General features: G+C 29.9%; 22 protein-coding genes. 19 read left to right on the forward strand and 3 right to left on the reverse strand.

Annotated features, from left to right (window positions below; all coding sequences use genetic code 11):
* Positions 1 to 182: 182 nt before the first annotated feature.
* The 4 genes from QZU90_RS01280 to QZU90_RS01295 all read left to right on the forward strand — a co-directional run bounded on the left by QZU90_RS01280 (position 183) and on the right by QZU90_RS01295 (position 2,070).
* Positions 183 to 386, forward strand: a complete 204-nt coding sequence (locus QZU90_RS01280) for a hypothetical protein (RefSeq protein WP_295605178.1) — start codon at positions 183 to 185, stop codon at positions 384 to 386.
* 122 nt (positions 387 to 508) lie between these two features.
* Positions 509 to 832, forward strand: coding sequence for a helix-turn-helix domain-containing protein (locus QZU90_RS01285; protein WP_295605179.1), 324 nt, complete (start codon positions 509 to 511; stop codon positions 830 to 832).
* A gap of 10 nt (positions 833 to 842) precedes the next feature.
* Complete coding sequence (locus QZU90_RS01290) at positions 843 to 1,322, forward strand: hypothetical protein (RefSeq protein WP_296855057.1); 480 nt, start codon at positions 843 to 845, stop codon at positions 1,320 to 1,322.
* A 97-nt stretch (positions 1,323 to 1,419) separates the two neighbouring features.
* Positions 1,420 to 2,070 carry a hypothetical protein gene (locus QZU90_RS01295; RefSeq protein WP_296855059.1) on the forward strand — a complete coding sequence of 217 codons (651 nt, stop codon included), beginning with the start codon at positions 1,420 to 1,422 and terminating at the stop codon, positions 2,068 to 2,070.
* 1,212 nt (positions 2,071 to 3,282) lie between these two features.
* On the opposite strand, the gene QZU90_RS01300 is transcribed toward QZU90_RS01295, so the two are convergent.
* The gene (locus QZU90_RS01300; protein WP_296855061.1) at positions 3,283 to 4,566 is read right to left on the reverse strand and encodes an O-acetylhomoserine aminocarboxypropyltransferase/cysteine synthase family protein; all 1,284 of its coding nucleotides are present in this window, start codon (positions 4,564 to 4,566) and stop codon (positions 3,283 to 3,285) included.
* Between the two features lie 393 nt (positions 4,567 to 4,959).
* Here QZU90_RS01300 and QZU90_RS01305 point away from each other — a divergent pair, with 393 nt between their 5' ends.
* Complete coding sequence (locus QZU90_RS01305) at positions 4,960 to 5,547, forward strand: hypothetical protein (RefSeq protein ID WP_295605187.1); 588 nt, start codon at positions 4,960 to 4,962, stop codon at positions 5,545 to 5,547.
* A gap of 190 nt (positions 5,548 to 5,737) precedes the next feature.
* Entirely contained in the window at positions 5,738 to 6,874 is a 1,137-nt protein-coding gene (locus tag QZU90_RS01310; RefSeq protein ID WP_296855063.1) for a toxic anion resistance protein, read from the forward strand.
* A 379-nt stretch (positions 6,875 to 7,253) separates the two neighbouring features.
* Here QZU90_RS01310 and QZU90_RS01315 read toward each other — a convergent pair whose 3' ends face one another.
* Positions 7,254 to 7,520, reverse strand: a complete 267-nt coding sequence (locus QZU90_RS01315; protein WP_295605191.1) for a hypothetical protein — start codon at positions 7,518 to 7,520, stop codon at positions 7,254 to 7,256.
* A 292-nt stretch (positions 7,521 to 7,812) separates the two neighbouring features.
* On the opposite strand from QZU90_RS01315, the gene QZU90_RS01320 reads away from it, so the two are divergent.
* The 6 genes from QZU90_RS01320 to QZU90_RS01345 all read left to right on the forward strand — a co-directional run bounded on the left by QZU90_RS01320 (position 7,813) and on the right by QZU90_RS01345 (position 14,137).
* A complete protein-coding gene (locus QZU90_RS01320; protein WP_296855065.1) occupies positions 7,813 to 9,402 on the forward strand; it encodes an asparagine synthetase B in 1,590 nt (529 codons plus the stop codon).
* Between the two features lie 206 nt (positions 9,403 to 9,608).
* Positions 9,609 to 9,824 (forward strand): Asp-tRNA(Asn) amidotransferase subunit GatC, encoded by a 216-nt coding sequence (gene gatC / locus QZU90_RS01325; RefSeq protein WP_296855067.1) that lies wholly within the window; start codon positions 9,609 to 9,611, stop codon positions 9,822 to 9,824.
* Between the two features lie 45 nt (positions 9,825 to 9,869).
* Complete coding sequence (locus tag QZU90_RS01330) at positions 9,870 to 10,355, forward strand: amino acid-binding protein (protein WP_296855069.1); 486 nt, start codon at positions 9,870 to 9,872, stop codon at positions 10,353 to 10,355.
* Positions 10,356 to 10,366: 11 nt separating this feature from the next.
* Positions 10,367 to 11,383 (forward strand): homoserine dehydrogenase, encoded by a 1,017-nt coding sequence (locus QZU90_RS01335; protein ID WP_296855071.1) that lies wholly within the window; start codon positions 10,367 to 10,369, stop codon positions 11,381 to 11,383.
* A gap of 137 nt (positions 11,384 to 11,520) precedes the next feature.
* Entirely contained in the window at positions 11,521 to 12,732 is a 1,212-nt protein-coding gene (locus QZU90_RS01340; RefSeq protein WP_296855073.1) for a cofactor-independent phosphoglycerate mutase, read from the forward strand.
* Between the two features lie 211 nt (positions 12,733 to 12,943).
* A complete protein-coding gene (locus QZU90_RS01345) occupies positions 12,944 to 14,137 on the forward strand; it encodes a lipopolysaccharide assembly protein LapB (RefSeq protein ID WP_295605203.1) in 1,194 nt (397 codons plus the stop codon).
* Between the two features lie 91 nt (positions 14,138 to 14,228).
* Here QZU90_RS01345 and QZU90_RS01350 read toward each other — a convergent pair whose 3' ends face one another.
* Entirely contained in the window at positions 14,229 to 15,083 is an 855-nt protein-coding gene (locus QZU90_RS01350) for a winged helix-turn-helix domain-containing protein (protein ID WP_296855076.1), read from the reverse strand.
* A 390-nt stretch (positions 15,084 to 15,473) separates the two neighbouring features.
* Between QZU90_RS01350 and QZU90_RS01355 the strand changes: the two genes are divergently transcribed.
* From QZU90_RS01355 to QZU90_RS01385, 7 genes are all read left to right on the forward strand, one after another.
* Positions 15,474 to 15,815: a helix-turn-helix domain-containing protein gene (locus QZU90_RS01355; protein WP_295605207.1), complete on the forward strand. Its 342-nt coding sequence runs from the start codon at positions 15,474 to 15,476 to the stop codon at positions 15,813 to 15,815.
* On the forward strand, positions 15,805 to 16,587 hold the full coding sequence (locus QZU90_RS01360) for an ImmA/IrrE family metallo-endopeptidase (protein ID WP_296855079.1): 783 nt from the start codon (positions 15,805 to 15,807) through the stop codon (positions 16,585 to 16,587). Before QZU90_RS01355 ends, QZU90_RS01360 begins: the two co-directional genes overlap by 11 nt.
* Before the next feature lie 155 nt (positions 16,588 to 16,742).
* Positions 16,743 to 17,201 carry a hypothetical protein gene (locus tag QZU90_RS01365; RefSeq protein WP_296855081.1) on the forward strand — a complete coding sequence of 153 codons (459 nt, stop codon included), beginning with the start codon at positions 16,743 to 16,745 and terminating at the stop codon, positions 17,199 to 17,201.
* A 407-nt stretch (positions 17,202 to 17,608) separates the two neighbouring features.
* Complete coding sequence (locus QZU90_RS01370; RefSeq protein ID WP_296855083.1) at positions 17,609 to 18,814, forward strand: zinc ribbon domain-containing protein; 1,206 nt, start codon at positions 17,609 to 17,611, stop codon at positions 18,812 to 18,814.
* A gap of 368 nt (positions 18,815 to 19,182) precedes the next feature.
* Positions 19,183 to 20,127 carry a replication factor C small subunit gene (locus QZU90_RS01375; RefSeq protein WP_295605215.1) on the forward strand — a complete coding sequence of 315 codons (945 nt, stop codon included), beginning with the start codon at positions 19,183 to 19,185 and terminating at the stop codon, positions 20,125 to 20,127.
* 102 nt (positions 20,128 to 20,229) lie between these two features.
* Positions 20,230 to 21,807, forward strand: coding sequence for a replication factor C large subunit (locus tag QZU90_RS01380; protein ID WP_296855085.1), 1,578 nt, complete (start codon positions 20,230 to 20,232; stop codon positions 21,805 to 21,807).
* Positions 21,808 to 21,958: 151 nt separating this feature from the next.
* Positions 21,959 to 22,921 carry a zinc metalloprotease HtpX gene (locus tag QZU90_RS01385; RefSeq protein WP_295605219.1) on the forward strand — a complete coding sequence of 321 codons (963 nt, stop codon included), beginning with the start codon at positions 21,959 to 21,961 and terminating at the stop codon, positions 22,919 to 22,921.
* Positions 22,922 to 23,046: the final 125 nt, after the last annotated feature.

The raw sequence follows: 23,046 nt of genomic DNA on the forward strand, positions 1-23,046 counted from the left end.
TTTATAATAAATAGTAAATAAAAATGCTTTATTTTAAATATGAAGACTAAATATTTATTTTTTTGATAAAATATTGGAAAAAATTTATATATAATTAAAATAAACATCATATTAAGAGTATTTTAAAAATATGGTTTTCTATTTTTTGGATTATTAAAAAAAATGAAAAGGAGCGTACAAATATGGATGACTGGAGAGAGAAGATATATGAACAAATGAAAATCCAAAACATGCTGCTATGCAATATCTATGTAGTGTTGGCAACACAGAACCAGAAAAAATACTTCACAGGAGATGACTCCATTGAAAAGTTCTACAATGTAGTCAAGACTATTGACGAGAAATGTTGTGACGTACTTGTCAAAGAGGATTTGGAAGAATATTGAATTTAAAAAGTTTTTGGAAAAACTTGAATATAATGCATTATTAAACTTTTTCATATTCTTCAAGAATTTCGATGGTTATTTGGATAAGGAGAATAAATGAACTGAATAAGTAAGGAGCATTAATGGTTGAATCAATAGGAAAAAGACTAAAAAAACTTAGGATAGAAAATGGGTATACACAAAATCAAATTGCAGAATATTTAGAATTGAAACAAAATGATATTTCTAAACTAGAGCATAATATGAAGAAATTAAAAGGCAACCATATGCTTAAACTATCTAATTTATATGGATGTCCAATGGAATACATTGCACTTGGCATTGACAAATATTATAATAATCTAAAATTTCATTCAAATAAATCTAAATTATCTTTAAATGATATCGCTGATTTGAATAGAATTATTAGTAATTTAGAGTTTTTATCAAGGATAACAAATAAATAGGGGGATAAAAATGTATTTTTATATAATTGAAGGCGGAACCCATGATTCTTATGATAAAGATGTTTATTGCTCAGAAACATATTATTCTCAAAAAGAATTTGAAGATATTGTCATAAATGCATATAAATATGTCTGTGAGGAAGTTAAAGCTAAAAAACCTAATTTTTATAGATGTTTTCGTAATTTTGAAGTAGAGTCTATTTGTTGGGAATCTGAATTTGGAGATAATGATTTTATAGATTGGATTGAAAAGAACACGGATTTAAAAATTATTAACAACCCAAACGCATCAATGTATATAGGGACTTGCACTACTCCATCAGAAGATACAAGAAAACTTGAAATGGCAATTGATTACTCAAAAGTTCCTCATTTCAGATACAATTGCTGTTATAAGAGTTCTGATAATCCATTTGATAAATATCGTTGTTATTACCCAGATATACGATCCAAAGCTAGATTAGAAATCAAAAGGAAATATCCTGATTAAACACTTTTAAATTTCTTTATTTAAATATTTTTTTAATCCATAGATTTATATAATCATATTTGTTTAATATAATATAAACAAAGAAAAAAGTGATATCATGGCAGCAGATAATGACTTAAAACTGGAAACCAAATGTTATGATGCTTGTGAATATGGCTACCTATATGGATTGAACAAGAAAATACCTGATGAGGAATGGGAGAAAGTGAAGCCATACATGAGGAAATGGAAAAGGATGGACTTTGTAGAGGGAAACATCAAGGTTACAGGCCGTCCTGAAGGATACAGATGCTTGGAAGAGGATGTTGCCAAGGTAGAGGAAATACTTGGAATAACAAATACATTAGCTAAAAGAAAAGCAAATATTGAAGAGAAGATGGCTGATCCCATCAAAAAGGTGCAGTTCAAGGACCAATGCTATAATTGGTTGACCATGCTCTTTAAAAGCGGTACACAGCCAAAGCAGGACTTGTCAAGACTTGCTATCCATTCCACCAAAATCTATGATCCTGCAGATGGATTCAAGAATGGTGCTGAAGACGGATATGGTGAACTCTTCATTTACACTCCTCATGGAATGTGGTACATTATCAATAACTGCAGTCCAGGAGCAAACAAGGCACTAAATAATCTTGAAAGCAAGTTTGGTGGCGCCATAGGCTACAGATTGATGTATGAGGATACAGTTGATACATTGATTAGAGTATATACTGAAGAAAATGAGTATACAGGTCCAGAGTTATACTAAAAATTATTTTTTAACTTTTTTTATTTTTTAGATTTTTTAATATTATAACCATATTGAAAAATTATAATTAAGTTGCTATTTTTAATCAAACTATCAAATTTACTTTAAATTGTAAAAATAATTAATTTTAATCGTTAAATTTATAAAATAACAAATCATAATTATTATTTGGGTAATTCTAAATATTAAATGCCTTATCTCGATATCGGAACTTCTAGCAGGGATACGAACTTTTTCCTGACTAATATCAGGAGGTGATATCTTGATGGATGTATTATTGAAGCTATCTATATTATTTATTCTACTTGGATTTATTCAAGTAGTAATTTATATTTTAATTTAATTATCTTATAAATTTAAAATAAGTAATTTAAGGTATTTTATTTTGTTTTGTCCTTTAAAAAAGTTTCATTTAAGAAAAGATTATATATTACAAAAAACAATTATTAATTAAAGTTCGTATTGTTTTGAGATTTTTCTTAAAACTACCTGCTAGTGGGGATTTCCCCACTTTTTTTATCTATTTTTATTTAATTAGTTCGATTACGAATAGAAATAATTTTTAAAAAAATACAATTTTAGGACAGTCCTTTTTCAGATCTTTTAATATTATAATCATATTGAAAAATTATAATTAAGCTGTTATTTTTAATGAAACTATCAAATTTACTTTAAATTGTAAAAATAATTAATATTAATCGTTAAATTTATAAAATAACAAATCATAATTATTATTTGGGCAAATTTTTTATAAAATATTTTATCTAGATATCTGAACTTCTAGCAGGATTGTAATCGTTTTTTCCTGACTAATATCAGTAGGTGATATCTATGGTCGAATTACTTTTAAAATTATCCATACTATTTATTTTAGTTGGATTTATTCATGTAGTAATCTATACATTAATATGATTTTTAATGAATAGTTTTTTTATAGTTATTTAAAATATTTTATTTTAGATTTGCCCTATTTAAATCAATAAAATTTATATATAATTAAATCTAATCATTAAATAACGATTACAAATATTTTAAGATTTTTTCTTAAAATATCCTGCTAGTGGGGTTTCCCCACTTTTTTTATCTTATTTTGGTTTGTTCGTATTTTTAAGAATTATTTTTTTTTTAAAAAAAGTTGATGTAAATTATTTAAAAAAAGAAAAAAAAGAATTATTTTTTAAAGAGGTTTTATCCTCTATTTACTATTTTTATTTATTCAACAGCTTTTCTTAAAGCTTGATCGATATCTGCAATGATGTCTTCAACGTTTTCAATTCCTACAGACATTCTAATGAAGTCTGGAGTAACTCCAGTTGAAATTTGCTCTTCTGGAGATAATGTTGAATGGGTAGTTGAAGCAGGATGCACCACTAAAGTCTTAGCATCACAGATATTAGCAAGGTGTGATAATAGCTCAACGTTTTCAATGAACTTCTTACCTTCTTCTATTCCACCTTTGATACCGAAACCAAGAACACAACCGTATTTTCCATTGAGATATTTCTTAGCGATCTCATGGTTAGGATTGTCTTCAAGTCCAGGATAGTTCACCCATGATACAAGCTCATGGTTTTGTAGGAACTTAGCGACTTCAAGAGCGTTTTCAGTGTGCTGTTTTACTCTAAGGGACATTGTTTCAAGTCCTTGAAGCAACATGAAAGCATTGAATGGGCTGATGCAGCTTCCTAAATCTCTCATGACCTGTACACGTGCCTTGGTAATGTATGCTGCATCACCAAATGCATCAACATAAACAAGTCCATGATAGCTTTCATCAGGTTCTGTAAACTCTGGGAACTTGCCGTTTGTCCAGTCAAAGTTACCTGAATCGACAATTGTACCACCTAATGAAGTACCGTGTCCTCCAATGATTTTGGTTGCTGAGTGAACAACAATGTCTGCTCCATGTTCAATAGGCTTTACCATGCCGATAGCAGATGTATTATCAACTATTAAAGGAATTCCATGCCTATGAGCAATGTCAGCAAGGACTTCAAAGTCAGGAACATCCAATTTAGGGTTACCGATTGATTCACAGTAGATTGCTTTTGTCTTATCTGTAATGGCTGCTTCAAATGCATCTGTATCCTGTGAATCCACAAAATTCACTTGAATTCCGAATTTCTTCAATGTGGTCTTGAATAAGCTGTAGGTTCCTCCGTAGAGATTGTCTCCAGAAACAATTTCATCACCGCATTGCGCAATGTTCAATATGGCAAGGGTGATTGCTGCCATTCCACTTGAAGTGGATAATGCACCTACACCACCTTCAATAGCTGCAACCCTTTTTTCAAACACTTCATTGGTTGGGTTGTTTAATCTAGTGTAAATGTTTCCTGGCTCTGTAAGAGCAAAGATATTTGCTGCATATTCAGCATCCTTGAATACGTATGAACTGGTTTGATAAATAGGAACTGCTCTTGCGCCAGTGAATGGATCTGCCTCTTCCTGGCCTGCATGCACTTCTAAAGTTCTGTCTCCATATTTTCTTGTCATGATATTTTCTCCATATTTTTAAATATAACTATGTTAATATAATTTATATATTCTATTATATTGCTTTTGATTAATAACTATAATCATTAGAAAGAAATTATTTTATTGCCTTTGATTAATAACTATGTGCTGTAAATTAAAATTATTAAAAATAGGATAAAATTGTGTAATTTAACACATAGATATATATTTAAAAATTAACAAAGTATTAGTAAGAATTAACATTCATTTAAAATAAAGATACCAATGAAATTATTAATAGTAATTTATAAACAATTGATTTAATCAATCATTACTTTAATTAAATGAGTAGTAAATTCAACTTGTAAAATTATTATAATAAGACATAAAAGTTTTAGAATATATTTGCCTAAAAAGTAAAAAAGTGATATCATGGCAAAAGACAATTTTTGTATTTATTGCGGATTCAAGTTATTCCCAGAGGATCATTTCTGTCCAAATTGCGGTAAGAAATTGGATGAATTTGATGAAAAGCCAAATAATAATTTCAGTACTGCAACAAGCAATACAACTAGCACTACCTCAAGTACTGCAGCTACCACTGCAACAAGTGCATCATCTCAGAATTATTCTTATTATAAAAAGCAAGTTGAAGACCTTAAGAAAACTTATGAAACCAAGGAAGAAAAGGTTTTGGAATTGCTTGAAAAGAAATTCCCTAATGGTCAAATGACTTATGGCAGATTTAGGGGAGAAGTTGATGTTTGCAGGGTGAACTTCTTTAAGGAAGCGGAAGCAGCAGAAAACATGATTAACCTATCTGACGGATATTCAGAAAAAATAGCTGATGCCCTTAAGGAAAAGATAAGCACATTACAGTCCATTGTAGCTAAAATGAATGATCTTCAAAGTGAACTCATTATCAGCATAAGCAATGGTGACGATGGCTCTGATGAGGAAATAGACAATTTGATTAAGGAAATGAATGATTTGATTGATTCTGTAAAGGATTATGATTAAATTCATTTAAAACATCTTTAAATTTTGCTTCATAATATTTTTAACTCTTTTAAACTAAATTTTTAAACTATTTTTTGCATATTTTTCATAATTTTTCATAGTAAAAATGCAAAGCTTTATAAGTAAGATATGTCATAAAATTATATGACACATTGAATTTAATTTTGTGTATAAGATTATGGGTGATATAATGTCTGAATTTTCACTTAATGTTAATGAAATTAAAGAAGAAGTAGACAAGAGTCTCAAGGAAGAAGAAGAAAAAATTGCAAATCCAGCAATCAAAAAGCAAGCAGATGAAAATGCTTCTGCTATCTTTGAAGCAAATTTTGATGATGTTGCTGCAAGAGAAAACATCTTGAAACCATTGGATGACTTTGGTCTCAATGCAATCAACAGATCTGCAAACAAGAACAATCTATTGACCACTCGTTTTGTAGATATTGCAAAAGGTGGGGATGAAGCAGCAAATGTTGGTGAAAAACTAGAGGAATTAGACAGAGAAATCAGAAACTTGGACCCTAGTGCAATCGAATTTGGACAATCAGGTATCTTAGGAAAACTCTTAAGACCTGTAAGAAATTATTTTGCTAAATATGAAAAGGCTGATGAAGCTATCTCTAACATTCTCAAATCCCTTGATGAAAGCAGTAGAGTATTGCAAAATGACAACACCACTCTTCTTGCTGAAGAATCATATTTAAGAGAATTGACCAAAAAGCTCATGACTGACATTGAGTTAGGTAAACAGATGGATGCTTCCATTGAACAGCAAATCCGTCAAGCTGAAATTGAAGGTGTAGACCAATATAAAATTGACTTTGTACGTGAAGAGGTATTATTCCCACTTAGACAAAGAATCATGGATATGCAACAAATGATTGTTGTTAACGAACAAGGAATCATCTCCTTGAATGTTGTAAGAAGAAACAACAAGGAATTGATCAGAGGGGTAACCCGTGCTAAAAATGTAACTGTAACTGCACTTAGAAACGGAGTAATGGTTGCAAGTGCATTATACAACCAGAAAATCGTTATCGATAAGATCAAAACATTGAATGAAACCACTGAACAGGTAATTGAATCAACTTCCAGAATGCTTAGAGAGCAAGGAAACGAGATTCAAAAGCAAAGCATGGAAACAATGATTTCCCCTGAAGTCCTTAAGGCATCATTTGCAGATGCTTTAGCTGCAATTGAAGATGTAAGCAATTACAAGAACCAAGCACTTCCACAAATGCAAGAAACCATTGCTACATTCTCTCAAATGGCAGAAGACGGACAAAAGGTCATTGATAAAATTGAAGTAGGAAACAATACTTTCTAAGTATTTTCCTATTACTTTCCTTTTTTTCTTTTTTTAATAATTTTTAAATTTAATTTATAATCTTTTTTTTAATTATAATCATTTAATAATGCTATTTTTGATATTTATAATTCTTTTTTTATTATAATCATTTTTTAATAATGCTATTTTTTGATATTTGTAATTCTTTTTTTATTATAATCATTTTTTAATAATGCTATTTTTTGATATTTGTAATTCTTTTTTTTAAAAAATAGTTAAAATAGCTTAAAAATAAGTTATAAATATTTGAGAGTAAGTAAAAATAATAAAAAAATAAAAAAATAGTTAAAATATATGATTTAATAAAAAGAGGAAAAGAGTTTAAATTAAAAAAAGAGGTTAAAATAATGTTTTATTATTAGTTTCCTCTATTTATATCGATAGTAGTTCTTAAAGTGTCATAAAGACCAAAGATCCAAGTTATAATGTATGCTAAGTAGCAGCAGAAACCGGTATTGTCAACTTCTGCATCCAAAGGCATTCCGAAGTGTATCCAGAATCCTAAGAATATTAATCCTAAAACAAGATAACATATGAATCTTTTCATTTCACCATCGTATGCTAAACCTAAACCTGGAAAGATTGCTGAAAGAATCATTGCCAAGTATGTATTTTTCTTTGCCATATTTTACACCTATAAAATTTAAAATAATTCATTGATACTAATTTAGAAATTATTTTTTATATTTACAAAAATATTTTAGTAAACCTAAAAAATATTTATGTATACCTAAATATTTGAACTTTTTTATTTATATACCTTTTCTTTTTTCAAAAAAATTACAATCCGATTATAAATTTTAAAAATAATCAAAAAACTATAATTATTTTGCTGAATAATTAATTATAAAAACAATTAAATCAATAATTATAAGTGTTATTAGATAATTTTTAAATTTAAAGCAATTGGTGAAATTATGTGTGGAATAGTAGGTATGGCAGACAGTTTCAATAAGGAAATGCTTGAAGAAGCCCTAAAATCAATAAATCATAGGGGAGAAGATTACTCCAATATTTTTATTGATGCGGAAAATAAAGTAGCTTTAGGCCATAATCTGCTATCTATTTTTAATCTTATTGATGAAAACAATGAGATATGTGATAATTTGGAATACAATAAACAGCCAATTATACTGAATAATCTTGTTTTGGTCTTCAATGGAGAGATATATAATTTTAATAAGCTTGAAGAATTCCTAAAAGAAAATAATGAAAATTACTCCAAATCAAAAAGCGATAGCCAATTATTGGCTAATCTGATCAATTATTATTACAATTCAAATGATGAAAATCTGTTGGAATCAGTTAAATCAGTGATTAATGAATTGGACGCTGACTATTCATTTGCAGTTTATGATAAGAAACATAATAATTTAGCAATTTCCAGAGATCCTATTGGAGTGAAGCCATTATTCTATGGAATGGATGAAGAAAAAGACTTAAAAGTCTTTGCATCAGAGAAAAAAGCTCTTTGGAAAGCTGGAATAGCTGATGAAAATATCCATGATTTGACACCGGGATGTATATTGTACAACTGGAGAACAGTTGATTTGGAAGATAATTTAATTAATAAACTGATAAATACCGATTTCAAGCAAATAAAAAGCAATTATGATGAATATAAGGATTATCTTGAAACAAAGGATTCCTATGAAGTCTACAAGGAACTATTGGGAGATGATTTGTACTCTGCAGTGGAAAAGAGAGTGAATAATATTTCTAATATCGGATTGATATTTTCAGGTGGTGTAGATAGTAGCATTTTAGCTGTTTTACTAAAGCAAATAGCTGAAAAGAGGAATAATGAAGATAATTCCATTCCACTTAATATTAAGTTATATTCTGTTGGTGTTGAAAACTCACAGGACATTAAGTTCAGCAAGGAAATAGCTAAGGAGTTAGATCTTCCTATAAAAACAATCATAATTGATGAAAGTACTGTAAAGGAATCTATTAAACCTGTTCTAACTGCAATAGAAGATGACAATGTAATGAAATTGGGAGTTGGAATGACCATTTATCTTGCTGCAAAAGCAATGAAGGAAGATAATATAAAGGTAGCTCTATCAGGTCAAGGAGCAGATGAACTCTTTGGAGGATATAATCGCTATTTAAAGCATTTTGAAGAAAACAGTCTATTCGATGCTTATTTTGCTCTTGATGAAGAGATATATCATGATATTGCAAATATGTATCATGTAAATCTTGAACGTGATGATGCAGTATCAATGGCTAATGGGGTTGAATTAAGAGTTCCATTCTTGGATAATGATATTGTCAATTTAGCTATAGATATTCCTGGAAAATATAAGATAAAGGATAACGAGGACATTTTAAGAAAACATATATTGAGAGATGTGGCTAAATCCATTGGAGTTCCTGATTATATAGCAGATAGGCCTAAAAAGGCGGCTCAATACGGGTCTGGAATCAATAAGATTCTTAAAAAGAGAGTTTTAAAGTCATTTGATATGGAAGAATTCATTGAATCATTAAAGAATAAGTAGAATAATTCTATTTATTTTTCTTTTTTTACTAAAAACAGTTTAATCAATCTTTTAAAAAATTTCTAATTTATAAAAGTATATTAATATTAATAAACATATATTAAATTAATATAAATTTAACTTATATTCTAAAATTATAAAATAGGCAAATCAGGCCTTTATAATTAAAATAATCAATTTTAAATAAAATTTCAAGGAGAATTTAAATGGCAATTGAAAAAGATGCAGAAAAGATCTTAGAGGAATTTTCAAAAACCTTAGATAAAGTTCCTGAATTGGAAGGAACATATTACATTACTGATAACCTTAACTTAAACCGTGAAGATGAATCCGAACAAAACGATTCAGAAAAAATAGTCAGAAACGCAAGAACTGACAAAGACGGCAATATAGTTGTGAAAAAGGCAGAATGGACTGGTTAAACACTTATAATTATTATTGTAAATGACTAAAAAGGGGAATATATTATGAGAATGAATTTAATTCTTGAAATATTGGATGTTCCTGGACAATTGGTTTCTATCTTAAATCCAATAGGAGAGCTTGGAGCTAATGTAGTTACAATTGTTCACAAAAGGGAAATCAAGGCAGAAGAAGGTAAAGCTGCTATTCAAATAGCTATCGAAGGTGAAAGAGAGAACTTGCAAGCTGTTATCGACAGATTCAAGGAAATGAACATTGCTCTCATTGAAGTGGATGACACTGTCAGAAAGGAAAAGTTAAGTGCAATTCTCTATGGCCACATTATCGACAGGGACTTAAGGGACACTGTAGATAAGATTAATGCTGTTGATGGCCTTGTCGTTAGTGATTTACAATTGAAATTAGATGGTGAACTTAAATCAACTGCTTTAATCACTGTTGAACTTGATTTAGGTAAAAGAGATATAGCATACAATAAGATTATGGAAATAGCTGAGGAGAAGGACTTCTTGGTTATTGATGAGGTATAGGAGGAATTTTAATGGATGAATGTAAGCTTATATTAATGGGTTTTGGAGCTGTAGGAAAAGGTGTAGCTAAGGCTATCTCCTTAAAGAAAGAAATGATCAATGAAAAATATGGAATCACTTTAAAAGTTGTCGCAGCTGCTGACTCATCCACATCTGCAATTTGCCAAGATGGATTGGATGAAGAATTACTCCTTAAAACCAAAGAAGAATCCGGTAAATTAGCAAACTATCCCGAATACGGCAGTGACAAATCTGGAATTGAAGTGTTGGATGCAGTTGACTATGATGTCTTGATTGAAGCAACTCCAACAAACATCAAGGATGCAGAACCTGCAAAATCATTGACCTTAAAGGCATTTGCTGATGGAAAGGATGTTGTAACCTCAAACAAAGGACATTTGGCATTGTTCTATAAGAAATTGATTGAAGCTAAGGAAGCTGCAGGCGTTGACTTCAAGTTTGAAGCATCTGTTGGTGGAGCTATGCCTATCATCAACTTATGTCAGGAAACCCTTGCAAGCTGTGGAATCAGCTCAATCAAAGGTATCTTAAACGGTACTACCAACTATATTTTATCAAGAATGACCACTGAAGGAATGAGCTATGAGAATACCTTGGCAGAAGCACAGCAATTAGGTATTGCTGAAACTGACCCTACACAGGATGTGGAAGGTATTGATGCAGCATGTAAAGTGGTTATTTTAGCTAATTCTGTATTAGGAATCGATGCAACTTATGCTGATGTTGATGTTAGAGGCATATCAGATGTATCTTTAGATGCAATTGAACTTGCAAAAGAAGAAGGTTACTATGTCAAATTGATTGGAGAAGTATCTGAAAAGCAATTGAAAGTATCTCCAAGACTTGTTAAGAAAAACAGTCCATTTGCAATCGATGGAACTTTGAACTTGGCAAATGTAACCACTGATTTGGCAGATGACATTACTGTAATGGGTAAAGGAGCAGGATCTTTAGAAACCGCTTCTGCAATGCTTACAGATTTAATCAATATTATTAAGAACAAATAATTATTTGTTCTATTTTACTTTTTTTAAATTCAATCTTTAAAGTATTTGGATTTTAGATTATTATAGATTTTATTTAGATAGTTAGATTACAGATTATACTTATTTAATAACATTGTTAAAAGAAAAGGAGTTTTATAATGAAATATGTTATTGTTATAGAAGATGGCGCAAGTGATTATCCAATAGAGGAAATAGATGGAAAAACTCCTCTTAAAATAGCTGATAAGCCCGTTTTGGATAAAATAGCAAGAGAAGGAAAAACAGGATTAATTCAAAATGTGCCAGAAACATTGCCTCCAGGCTCAGATGTGGCTAATATGAGCATTTTCGGTTACGATCCATTGGAATACTATACTGGTCGTGGACCTCTCGAAGCTGCAAGCATGGGTGTAGATACAAAAGAAGGAGATGTTGTATTCCGTTGCAATACCATTACCGAAAGGGATGGATTGATGGCAAGCTCAAATGCAGGACACATTTCCTCAGAGGAAGCTGCAGAGCTTATGGAAGCTTTAAATGAATACTTTAATGATAAATACCCTGATTTTAAGGGGAAATTCTATCCTGGAGTAAGCTACAGACATTTATTTGTATATAATGATAAGGAAAATGCTGAAAAGTTAGCAAAATTGGATATGGTTCCTCCACATGACTTTGTTGGAGAAACTATTGAAGACAAGATTCAATTTGATTCCTTTGCAGATGAAGTAAAAGCAATCATGCTTGAATCACAAGAAGCATTGGAAAATCATCCAGTAAACCAAAAAAGAATTGAAGAAGGCAAGGAACCTTGCAATATGGTTTGGTTCTGGGGTCAAGGAACTATGCCGGATATGCCTAAAATGGAAGATGTCTATGGCCTTAAAGGAGCTGTAATCACTGGTGTAGACTTGATTAAAGGTTTAGGTGTATGTTCCGGCTGCACTAATTTAGATGTTCCAGGAGCAACTGCATTCTTTGATACTGATTACAATGCAAAAGGAGAATATGCTGTAAATGCACTTAAGGACAATGATATTGTATTTGTTCACATAGAAGCTCCTGATGAAGCAGGACATGCTAAAAACCTTGAAGAAAAGGTTAAAGGCATTGAAAGCATTGACAAGTATATCCTTGCTCCATTAGTTGAAGTTTTAGAAAACGAATACAAGGACTTTAAAATTGCAGTATTGCCTGATCATCCAACTCCAATTGATGTTGGTACACATACAAGAGATCCAGTCCCTATTGCTATATATTCATCAAAAGATGAAGCAGATGATGTTTTGGTCTACGATGAAGACAGCGTTAAAGATGGTGCATTAGGTGAATTGGTAGGTTGCAATTTGCTTAAACTATTATTAGAATAATTTAATCATTATTCTACTTTTTTATTTAACTTTTTTTAACTATTTTTTTACTTTTTTTAACTTTTTTTAGTATTCTTTATAATTACTTTCTTTTTTTAACTATTTTTGAAAAAATTAATAATATTTATATAAAACGGATTTTATAGTATTTTTATATTACAATAAAAAAAATTAAATTGACAATAATAATTCATATAAAAAGGGGAAAACAATGTCTAGTGTAGAAGTTAATTTAGAAAAAGCAAGAGCATACAATAAGGTAAAGAAATATGAGGAATCCTTAGAGCATTATGAATTGGCATTGGAAGCTGATGGAGAATTAAGCCAAGGAGATAAGGATAAATATGCTTGGGATTTATACTTTGTAAAGGTTAAGGATAATGAATTCAATGATGAAATCGAAGAGGCTGCTAAAAAGATAGTTAGTGTTGTTAGTCAAAAGGACTCATCTAAAGCAGCTAAACCATGCCCATACACTTTATCTGTAATAAGATTAATGAAGATCTATACAGAAAATGAAAAATATTTGGATGTATTGCGTTGGGCATCTAAATTAGACCCTAAAAAATTAAGCAATCAGCAATTCAAGCCAAATGCTGAGGTGACAATGAATTCCAATAAGGAAAATTACTATCTTCAAACCACTAAAGCATTACTTGAAATTGATAAATACGATCAAACAATCAAGTATTGTCAGGATGCATTGGTTACCATTCCTGAATTCAATAACAACAATGACGTTTGGTTTAAATTAAGAATAGCTAAATCCTATAAGGAATTAGGAGAGTATGATGATTCCATTGATTTTTTAAAGGACATCTACAAAACCAAGCAGGATTGGTATATATCAAGGGATATGGCTGAAAATTACTTCTTCAAAGAGGAATTTGATGAATCATTGAAATGGGCTGCAAAAGGAATATTGGCTCGTGACGGTAAGCTTGAAAACAAAGTTAAATTATTCTCTTTAGTTGGAGACATTTTGGAAATCAAAGGCTTTGAAGATGAGGCAATCATGAATAAATACATGTATTATGTAATTAGAAACGCTAAGGAATGGCCTATTGATGATGAATTAAAGGATTTATTAGAGAGTTATGGTCTTGATTTGGAAAATACAGACTTCAAATCTTTATATAAAGAATATGAAAACATGTGGATCAGCATGAAATACTTTGGTCAGGAAAGGCAATATGGTGTCATAGACAAGGTATTTCCTGATGGAAAAGCAGGATTCATTAAGGCAAATGGCAAATCTTACTATTTCAAGACCTATGAATTCAAGGATGATAAGGATTACATCTATGAAGGAACAGAAGTTTCATTCTATTTAGAGGATGCTTACAATAAATCCAAAGATGAAATGGTTAAAAATGCGGTAAACATTTACTGTGAAATGCTTTAAAATAGTTATTTTAATTAAAAATTAAATTATTATACAATAAAAAATAGTAAATAAGATTGATTGGTCTAATCAATCTTTAAAATTTTTTTTCTTAAATTTTATATTCAATATTCAATAATTCTTCTTTTTTCTTTTCAAACTCTTCTTTAGTCAAATAGCCTTTTTCCAAGAGTTCTGCATAGTTCAATAATTCCTCTGCAGGTGAGAATTCAATATTGAAAACCACTTTTTTACGGTGGCATTTGCATTTGCATTTGCCATGGCCATGCTTATGACATCTGCATTTGTCCTTGTCATGCTTGTGGTGACATTTTCCTTTACCTTTGCTATGTCTATGCTTTTTATGATGACATTTTGAGTATTCTTCATCATCATATTCCTTATCTTTTATCTTTTCTCTGTCTGCCTTAATGCCAAAGACCTTATTTGAATCATCATATTCCTTGGATTGGAAGTATTTTTTATTCTGAGCCTTTTTATTCTCTTCTTTCATATCATCTTCAATCTCTTTTTGAACACTTTCCATTTGCTTTTTAAAGCTTTCTCTTAAGGCATCTGTTGGATTCAATTCATTAATGTCAAGATTTTTAGTGTCATCATGAATAAATACCTTTTTATATTCTCTAAATCCATCGTATTCCATTAAATCTTCTTCAGTTATTTTATCTGGATTCTCATCCAATAATCTTAAACCTTCTTCTGTAATATTAAAGTACATAAAACGATTGGATTCAATCAATTCAGCTTTTTTAAGGTAAGTGTTTGCAGTGCTGATTCTTGAATTTATTACAGGTTCGTTATTTGGTAAGGTTATCTCCTTGTCTTCATCAGAAATGTCAATGTAATCTATTACTTCTTCTGTAACTTCCTGAACTTTATATTCATCCTTGTCTTTGATTATCTCAAGTAAAGGTAAAACTAAATCATAGGTTTCTGGAATTGCCATATTATTTCTCCTGTTCTTGCTTATATAGTAATTTGTTATTTTACTTATTTAATTTTATTATTTTTTAAAATATCTAAATGTTCCATTTAGCAATAATATTTATTTGTTAAAAATCAAAAATATTCTATTTTGTAATAATTCTTATTTTTTATTTATTTTTATTTTTTTTATTAAAAAAATATTAATTTTTATAAATTATTCATTTTAACTGAATTTTACTTAAAAATATCAATTTTCTATAAATATTTTTAAATTTAATTAAATTTTATAATATTTAAATTAGAAAATTATTTTAAAAATTATATGAAAAAAAATTATTTGTAATATTTTAATCGATATATTTATATATTTTTATTACTAAAATAATATTAGAGATATTATAGTGATTCTATGAAAAAGATAGGTAAAAGATTACAGGAACTTAGAGAGTCCAAAGGATTATCTCAATCTGATTTAGCAAGTTATTTAGGGATTTCTCAGCCCTTATTGTCTCAGATTGAATCTGGTAATCGTAATTTGAATTTATCTCTCCTTGATAAGTTATGTTCACTTTATGGATGCAGTGATTCCTACATCCTTTGCAAAAGCGATGAATATAATTCAATCAATTTTTCATTCAGATCAAAGAATGCAGCTAAACAGGATTTGGATTGCATTTCTTCAGTGCATAAGATAATCATGAATATGCGATTTTTAAATGAATTGAATGATGGTGATGAGGATGAGAGATAAGATCAAATTGAATTCCTTGGCAGTGGAATTAAGGAGAGACTGGGATTTGAATCCTTACAGTCCAATTGATTTGTTCTCTATAGTTCTATCTAAATTGCCTGATTTAACCATTCTTTTTTATCCAATGTCTGACAATACAAGCGGCATGTGCATAAAGGATATAAATGGCATTGATGTAAATGAGCTAAAGGAATTAAAAGATTCCAATGAACAATCCTCTAAGGATATGTTTATTTGCATTAATACTAATATGTCTAAAGGCAGACAAAGATTTACTTTAGCGCATGAGTTATATCATTTGCTCTTTGAAGAGGATAAGAGAGATTTAATCATCTGTGAAGCTTCAAATGATGATGATTCAGAAATAGAAGCAAACATCTTTGCATCTTACCTTATTATGACTTATGAAGGTTTGGAAAGATATGCAAAAGTTAACAATCTCACAGAATGGTCCTTAGAAGAAATCATAAGAGCTGAGCAATATTTCCAAATAAGCCATCATGCAATGCTATTCAGACTTAGAGAACATGATTTCATAAGTCTTGAAGAGTGTAAGGAGCTTAGGTCAGTTCAAATTGGTTATAATGCTAGAATCAATGGATTTAGTGATACTTTATATGTTCCATCCACTAAATCTGAAAAATATTTCTCATTAGGTAAATACATTAGATCAGTCGAAAAGGCATTTAATGATAATAAGATAAGCCCTGGAAAACGTGATGAATTGCTATTGGATGCTTTTAGAAGTGATCTAACCTATAAATTTTTCTAATAGGGGTGGAATTCTTTAATTTTTTAAAGAATTTTTAATTAATATGCAAAGGTTTAGTTTTTAAATTAAAATCAATGATTTTAAGATGTGAAGGTTTAGTAAAGGGATTTTGTAGTTTTTAAGAAAACTAATGAATATATGTAAAGAGGGTGAATATGAAAATAATTTATGATATAGACTGCTTGTTATACTTTTTAAAGATAAAAAGAACTGATTTATTGGAGGAATTATTCAGTCACATTGTTATTTCCAATAAAGTCTTTAATTCTTTAAACAATCCGAGCATTCCTGATTTTATAAAAGACAAACTAAATGAACTTGTGGATAAGGAATTCGTTAAAGTTGAGGAAATTTCATATAACACAAAGACATTTGATATATATTATGAAATTAAAAATGACAAAAAGAATCAGATTTTAGGGGATGGAGAAGCTTCTTCCATTGCCATAGCAATTAAAAACAAGGGAGTTGTAGCTTATAATAATCCTAATGCCATAAAGGATTATTTGGAGAAATATGATTTAAGATGCATTACCTCTGAAGATATTTTTAATGCTTTATTCAAAAAAGGTATAATATCCAAAGAGGAACTTAATCACTTTTTAAAGAAATAATCTTTCCTAAACTCTTTTTTTATTTTTTTATTTATTAGTTAATTTATTTTTTTTATAGATTTTATCAATCTATTAAATCTTTTTTTATTATTTGTTATTTATTTTTTTATAGATTTTATCAATCTATTAAATCTTTTTTTATTATTTGTTATTTATTTTTTTTATAGATTTTATCAATCTATTAAATCTTTTTTTATTATTTATTAATTTATTTTTCAAATAGATTCTATCAGATTTATTAAATCTTTTTTCTTATTTTTCTCTCTTATTTAATATAAATATTTAAATATTAGTTAACTAATATAATAGTGATGAATATTTTATATAATAATTTATTTCGTTATATTGATTAAATATTCATAAATCAGATATTCATAAATATTTTTAACCTATCGGGGGTGAAAAATATGATTTGTCCAAAATGTCATACAGTAAATGATGATGAAGAGAAATTCTGTAGAAATTGTGGTTTCCAATTGAATTCATCAAGAATTTGCCCTACTTGTGGAAAAACCAATGATTCCAATTCCAAATACTGTAAGGAATGTGGAACCGTTTTAACTCCAGTAAACACATTTAGAAAGCAAGTTATTGAAGAAAATACTAAGAAATCATTCTTTAGTATGTATAAGGTGCCTATAATCTGTGCTTTAGTTATCATATTGGCTATTGGAGCTGTAACCGGAATGGCCTATTATAATGGCGGTTCTGGAGGTGATGATGGTTTCAGTACTATCCTTCCTACAGATGACAATGGATTCTTAAATGATAATGCAAATAATGATCCTACTCAAGCGCAAATGCAGAATGATAACACAACAAATGATACAAAAAATGGTACTAATAAAAGTAAAACATTAACTGAAAAGGTTGAAAACAAGACCAATCAAACCAGTAAAGATATAAATAAAACTGTAAATAAGATTAAAAATCAAACTAACAGTTCAAAGAACAATTCATCAAAAACCATTACTGAAAAAGTCAATAAATCAGATAATTCTGCAAATAAGAATAAATCTGATAAAAACATTATATCTGATTCTGACAAGGAGGATTCTGAAAATTCCTTTATAATTCCTGGATTTTCTACAGATTCAGATACTAATGATTCAGATGATGGATTAAATAATACAGAAAATAATGGTTCAGATGATTCAAATGACAGTGATGATGCTTCTGATGATTCCTTAATTGAAATTGAAATGCAAGACGTTCCTAATCTTGCTAAAATGGTTTCCGAAAAGAATTATGCCTTCTCAACTATTGAATATAAAGGAAATGAATATGATGAAGGCCAATGCATTTATATCTTCTCTGAATATCTCTTGAACATTGATAAGAATAAGGATTCTTCAATTGAAGTGGAAGATGTTAAAAAGGCGTCTAATCCTTCTGGCGAAGACTTAAGCCAATCCATAGACAAGGCAGATTACTTAAGCATGGCTCAAAGAGTCCATAGCTGGATGGATCAAAAGGATACTGTTCCTAATTATGTGGGAATTAGTGGAATTGGAGCAAAAGACCTTTCCCCTAAAATGATGCTTAAGCTTTTCACTTTAGCAACTTTAGAGTATTCAATCACTGAAGAATTGCCTGAATCCGTTGATATCTAATGTTTTAAATAATTAGAGAATATTTATTCTCTATTCTTTTTTTTATTAAATTTTTTAATTATTTTAAATAGTTTCTATTCTTTTTTTTATTAAATTTTTTAATTATTTTAAATAGTTTTAGATAATTTATTACTCATTTTTTTTAAGTTTATATAATGAGTTAATTTAAAATTTTTTTATTAAAATCTATGAAAATTAAATATGTAACTATAAAAATAATAAGTTTTAAAAAATATGAAAATCATATTATATATAGTATAAAAAAATATATTTTAAGTATTTTCCAAATATAAATTTTAAGTCTAAATAATGATTTAAAACGGTTTAATTTAAAAAATAAATGAAATTAATGATTATAAAGTGATAATATGTTAGGACCTTGGGTAGAAAAATACAGACCACAAACTTTAGATGATGTTGTTGGACAAAAGCATATTGTAAGCAGATTAAAGCAATATGTAGAAGAAGGAAGCATGCCAAACTTAATGTTTACCGGTCCGGCAGGAGTGGGAAAAACAACATCTGCTCTTGCACTTGTCAAATCAATTTTAGGCGAGTACTGGAGACAAAACTTCTTGGAATTGAATGCTTCAGATGCAAGAGGGATAGAAACTGTAAGAACAAACATTAAGAATTTCTGCCGTTTAAAACCTGTTGGAGCTCCATTCAGGATTATCTTCCTTGATGAAGTGGACAACATGACTAAAGATGCACAGCATGCTTTAAGACGTGAAATGGAAATGTATACCAAAACCGCATCATTCATACTTTCCTGTAACTATTCTTCCAAAATAATTGATCCTATCCAATCCAGATGTGCTATATTCAGATTTACCCCAATTAAAGCTGAAGAAATAGCAGATAGATTAAAATATATCGCAGAAGCGGAAGGCTGCCAATATGAGGATGAAGCAATAACCACAATAGTCAATTTCGCAGAAGGGGATATGCGTAAATCTGTCAATATGTTGCAATCTGCAGCATCTACAGGTTCAATAACTGAAGACCATGTATTTGAAGTTGTATCTAAAGCGAAACCACAAGAAATTAAGAAAATGGTCAATGCTGCTTTAATGGGAGACTTTATGAAATCCCGTGAAATCCTAAGGGAAGTTATGATCTTGCAAGGTACAAGCGGAGAGGATATGGTCAATCAGATTTACCAGGATGTCTCTTCCAGAGTGATGAATGGACAAATGGATGGAGATATCTATATGAATTTAATTGGAGCAATAGCTGAAACAGATTTCAGAATTAGGGAAGGAGCTAATCCAAGAATTCAATTAGAGGCATTATTGGCTAAATTCTTATAGAAAATCTTATAGAAAAATAGTAAAATCTATGAAAGTAAAATTATAAGATTTTCATATTGATAGTAATTTTTATGAATTATATTTTAATTTCAGGTAACAATTATGTTATGGACAGATAAATACCGGCCAAAGACCTTTAATGATGTAGTCGGTAATGTAAAGCAAAAAGCAATTATTCAAAAATGGGTTGAAAAGTGGAAAAATGGAGAACCACAACCACCTTTATTGCTTATAGGGCCAGCAGGAACTGGTAAAACCACAATCGCTCATATCATTGCAAATGAATTCTCCGAATATATAGAACTCAATGCAAGTGACAAGCGTTCACATGATTTATTGATGACAACCATTGGAGAATCAGCAAATACCTATTCACTATTTGGAAATAATCGTAAATTAATCATAATGGACGAAGTGGATGGTATTCATGGAACCAATGATAGGGGTGGAACTAAAGCTTTAAATAAAATCATTAAGGAAAGCAAACAGCCTATTGTAATGATGGCTAATGATTTTTATAGCAATAAATTAACCACTATAAAGAAAAATGCCCAAGTTATCAAGATGGATAAGATCAAATCTCCTTCAATCAATAAATATTTACGTGATGTAGTTCTTAAGAATGAAGAGATTGCAGTTGATAAGGATGTTTTGATGAAATTATCCAAAAGATCCAGTGGAGATTTGCGTTCTGCAGTAAATACCTTACAGGCACTTGTTGAAAATGGAGGGGAACTCACAGAAGAGGCTCTTGATTCAACTAGCCAAAAGGACAATACAAGCACTATATTTGACACTGTAACAAGGGTATTGAAAAGCAAGAATCCAGAGCATGTAAAGCGGTCAATGTTTGAAAACAATGAGGATCCGACATTGGTTATGGAGTATATTGCTGAGAATATTCCAAGGGAATATGAAAGCAATTTAGAAGTCAAAAAGGCTTATGAAATGATTTCTCAAGCTGATCTATACTTTGGAAGAACCCGTTCAAGCCAATATTATGGCTATTGGAAATATGCATCAGACTTTATGGGTGTTGGAGTATCAGTATCCAAAAGGGACACCTATCGTAAATTCAGCAAGGTTGTAAGCCCTATGGCATTTTCCATGATGGGAAGAACCCGTGGTAAAAGAGCTTTAAGGGATCAAATAGCTTCTAAAATGGAAGAAAAGATGCATGTTTCACTTCAAGTGGCATATACCATTTTCCCATATTTTGAGATAATGTTTGAAAATGATGAAGTTGCTTGGGAAATTTCAGACTTTTTAGAGCTTGAAGATGATGAGATCAAATTCTTCAGAAAGAAAAAGATTCCAAAATCTGTAATAAATAAGATGGAAAAGGTCAAAGCTGAAATGAGGGAAGAAGAAAAAGAGGAATGGAGAAAAACCATTAAAGATGGTATTTTTAGAGAGATCCCACCTCAGGAATTGGAAAATATTGAATCAGACTTCATTGAAGAGGAAGTTGATGATATCGATTCCCATAAAAACAATACTGTAATAGATATATTTGATGATTTTGATGATGATGAATTGGATGAAATAGCTAATGAATACTCATTAAGCAATGGCCCTAAATCAAAATTAAGAAAAAAGAAATCTTCTGATGATAAATCTAAAGAAGAGAAAAAAGAGGAAAAACTAGATAAAGGACAAACAACTTTATTTAGCTTCTAATAATGATTTATAGGCTCATCTATTTCTTAAAAAAATTATAAAATTTATATTTGATAAGGATATATTTAAATACTAAAAGAGTAATATTTATAAAAAATAATATTATAAAATTATCAAGATTATTTAAATAAAAATATAAAGGGGTTTTTATATGAAAGGAACTTGGAAACTCAAATTAAGATTATGGCTTGCCATGGTGGTTATGTTTGGTATAGTGTATGTTTTAATCATGCTTGCCGGTAACTTCTTAGGATATGGGGGCTTTTATGGATTCTATGCAATTGCAGGTCTAGTTGTTTTATTCTTGCAATATCTATTTGGCCCAAAGATTGTAGAAAGTTCAATGGGAGTTCATCAATTAAGTGAAGCTGAAGCTCCTCAACTCCATCAAATGGTATCTGAATTGGCTGCTGCAGCTAATATCCCTAAGCCTAAAGTGGGAATATCTAATACCATGGTTCCTAATGCTTTTGCATACGGCAGATCCAAACGCAGCGGACATGTATGTGTTACAAGAGGGATCCTTGGCTTACTTGATGAGGAAGAGCTTAGAGCTGTTTTAGGTCATGAAATGTCCCATATTAAACATAATGATATGGCCATTACAACTGTTGTAAGTGCAATTCCACTTATTTGCTACTATTTAGCGTTCTCATTTATGTTTTCAGGTGGTGGAGACAACGATAATGGCGGACCTATTTTAGGTATTTTAGCATTGATCGCTTACTTCTTGGGACAGTTGATTGTACTTTTCATTTCAAGAATAAGAGAATATTATGCTGATGCAGGAAGTGTGGAATTAGGTTGCAAGCCTGAAAAATTAGCTTCTGCATTATATAAATTGGTTTATGGTGCAGCAAGAGTTCCACAATCTGAAATTAAGGATATTGAAGGAACTAAAGCATTTTTCTTAACTGATATCTCAAATGCAAGAAATGAATTCAATAACTTGGCTCAATTGGACTTGGATAAAGACGGTACAATCAGTGCTGATGAGCTAAATGTCTTAAGGGATTCTAAAGTGAATGTAGGCACTTCCAATAAGATTATGGAATTATTGTCCACTCACCCAGACATGCTTAAGAGAATTAAAAGATTAGCAGATTATAGCTAATCTATCATATTTTCTTTTTTTATCTTTTTATTCAACTTTTTTCTACATTTATTCAACTTTTTTCTACATTTATTCTACTTTTTTTCTACTTTTTTTCTATTTTTATTTTATTTTTACTCTATTTC

Source organism: uncultured Methanobrevibacter sp. (assembly GCF_902784195.1).
Taxonomy (GTDB): Archaea; Methanobacteriota; Methanobacteria; order Methanobacteriales; family Methanobacteriaceae; genus Methanobrevibacter.

Excerpts from the sequence above, each read along its gene's own strand:
- QZU90_RS01280 (WP_295605178.1), top strand. The coding sequence starts at position 183 with ATGGATGACTGGAGAGAGAAGATATATGAACAAATGAAAATCCAAAAC.
- QZU90_RS01285 (WP_295605179.1), top strand. The coding sequence starts at position 509 with ATGGTTGAATCAATAGGAAAAAGACTAAAAAAACTTAGGATAGAAAAT.
- QZU90_RS01290 (WP_296855057.1), top strand. The coding sequence starts at position 843 with ATGTATTTTTATATAATTGAAGGCGGAACCCATGATTCTTATGATAAA.
- QZU90_RS01295 (WP_296855059.1), top strand. The coding sequence starts at position 1,420 with ATGGCAGCAGATAATGACTTAAAACTGGAAACCAAATGTTATGATGCT.
- QZU90_RS01300 (WP_296855061.1), bottom strand. The coding sequence starts at position 4,566 with ATGACAAGAAAATATGGAGACAGAACTTTAGAAGTGCATGCAGGCCAG.
- QZU90_RS01305 (WP_295605187.1), top strand. The coding sequence starts at position 4,960 with ATGGCAAAAGACAATTTTTGTATTTATTGCGGATTCAAGTTATTCCCA.
- QZU90_RS01310 (WP_296855063.1), top strand. The coding sequence starts at position 5,738 with ATGTCTGAATTTTCACTTAATGTTAATGAAATTAAAGAAGAAGTAGAC.
- QZU90_RS01315 (WP_295605191.1), bottom strand. The coding sequence starts at position 7,520 with ATGGCAAAGAAAAATACATACTTGGCAATGATTCTTTCAGCAATCTTT.
- QZU90_RS01320 (WP_296855065.1), top strand. The coding sequence starts at position 7,813 with ATGTGTGGAATAGTAGGTATGGCAGACAGTTTCAATAAGGAAATGCTT.
- gatC (WP_296855067.1), top strand. The coding sequence starts at position 9,609 with ATGGCAATTGAAAAAGATGCAGAAAAGATCTTAGAGGAATTTTCAAAA.
- QZU90_RS01330 (WP_296855069.1), top strand. The coding sequence starts at position 9,870 with ATGAGAATGAATTTAATTCTTGAAATATTGGATGTTCCTGGACAATTG.
- QZU90_RS01335 (WP_296855071.1), top strand. The coding sequence starts at position 10,367 with ATGGATGAATGTAAGCTTATATTAATGGGTTTTGGAGCTGTAGGAAAA.
- QZU90_RS01340 (WP_296855073.1), top strand. The coding sequence starts at position 11,521 with ATGAAATATGTTATTGTTATAGAAGATGGCGCAAGTGATTATCCAATA.
- QZU90_RS01345 (WP_295605203.1), top strand. The coding sequence starts at position 12,944 with ATGTCTAGTGTAGAAGTTAATTTAGAAAAAGCAAGAGCATACAATAAG.
- QZU90_RS01350 (WP_296855076.1), bottom strand. The coding sequence starts at position 15,083 with ATGGCAATTCCAGAAACCTATGATTTAGTTTTACCTTTACTTGAGATA.
- QZU90_RS01355 (WP_295605207.1), top strand. The coding sequence starts at position 15,474 with ATGAAAAAGATAGGTAAAAGATTACAGGAACTTAGAGAGTCCAAAGGA.
- QZU90_RS01360 (WP_296855079.1), top strand. The coding sequence starts at position 15,805 with ATGAGAGATAAGATCAAATTGAATTCCTTGGCAGTGGAATTAAGGAGA.
- QZU90_RS01365 (WP_296855081.1), top strand. The coding sequence starts at position 16,743 with ATGAAAATAATTTATGATATAGACTGCTTGTTATACTTTTTAAAGATA.
- QZU90_RS01370 (WP_296855083.1), top strand. The coding sequence starts at position 17,609 with ATGATTTGTCCAAAATGTCATACAGTAAATGATGATGAAGAGAAATTC.
- QZU90_RS01375 (WP_295605215.1), top strand. The coding sequence starts at position 19,183 with ATGTTAGGACCTTGGGTAGAAAAATACAGACCACAAACTTTAGATGAT.
- QZU90_RS01380 (WP_296855085.1), top strand. The coding sequence starts at position 20,230 with ATGTTATGGACAGATAAATACCGGCCAAAGACCTTTAATGATGTAGTC.
- QZU90_RS01385 (WP_295605219.1), top strand. The coding sequence starts at position 21,959 with ATGAAAGGAACTTGGAAACTCAAATTAAGATTATGGCTTGCCATGGTG.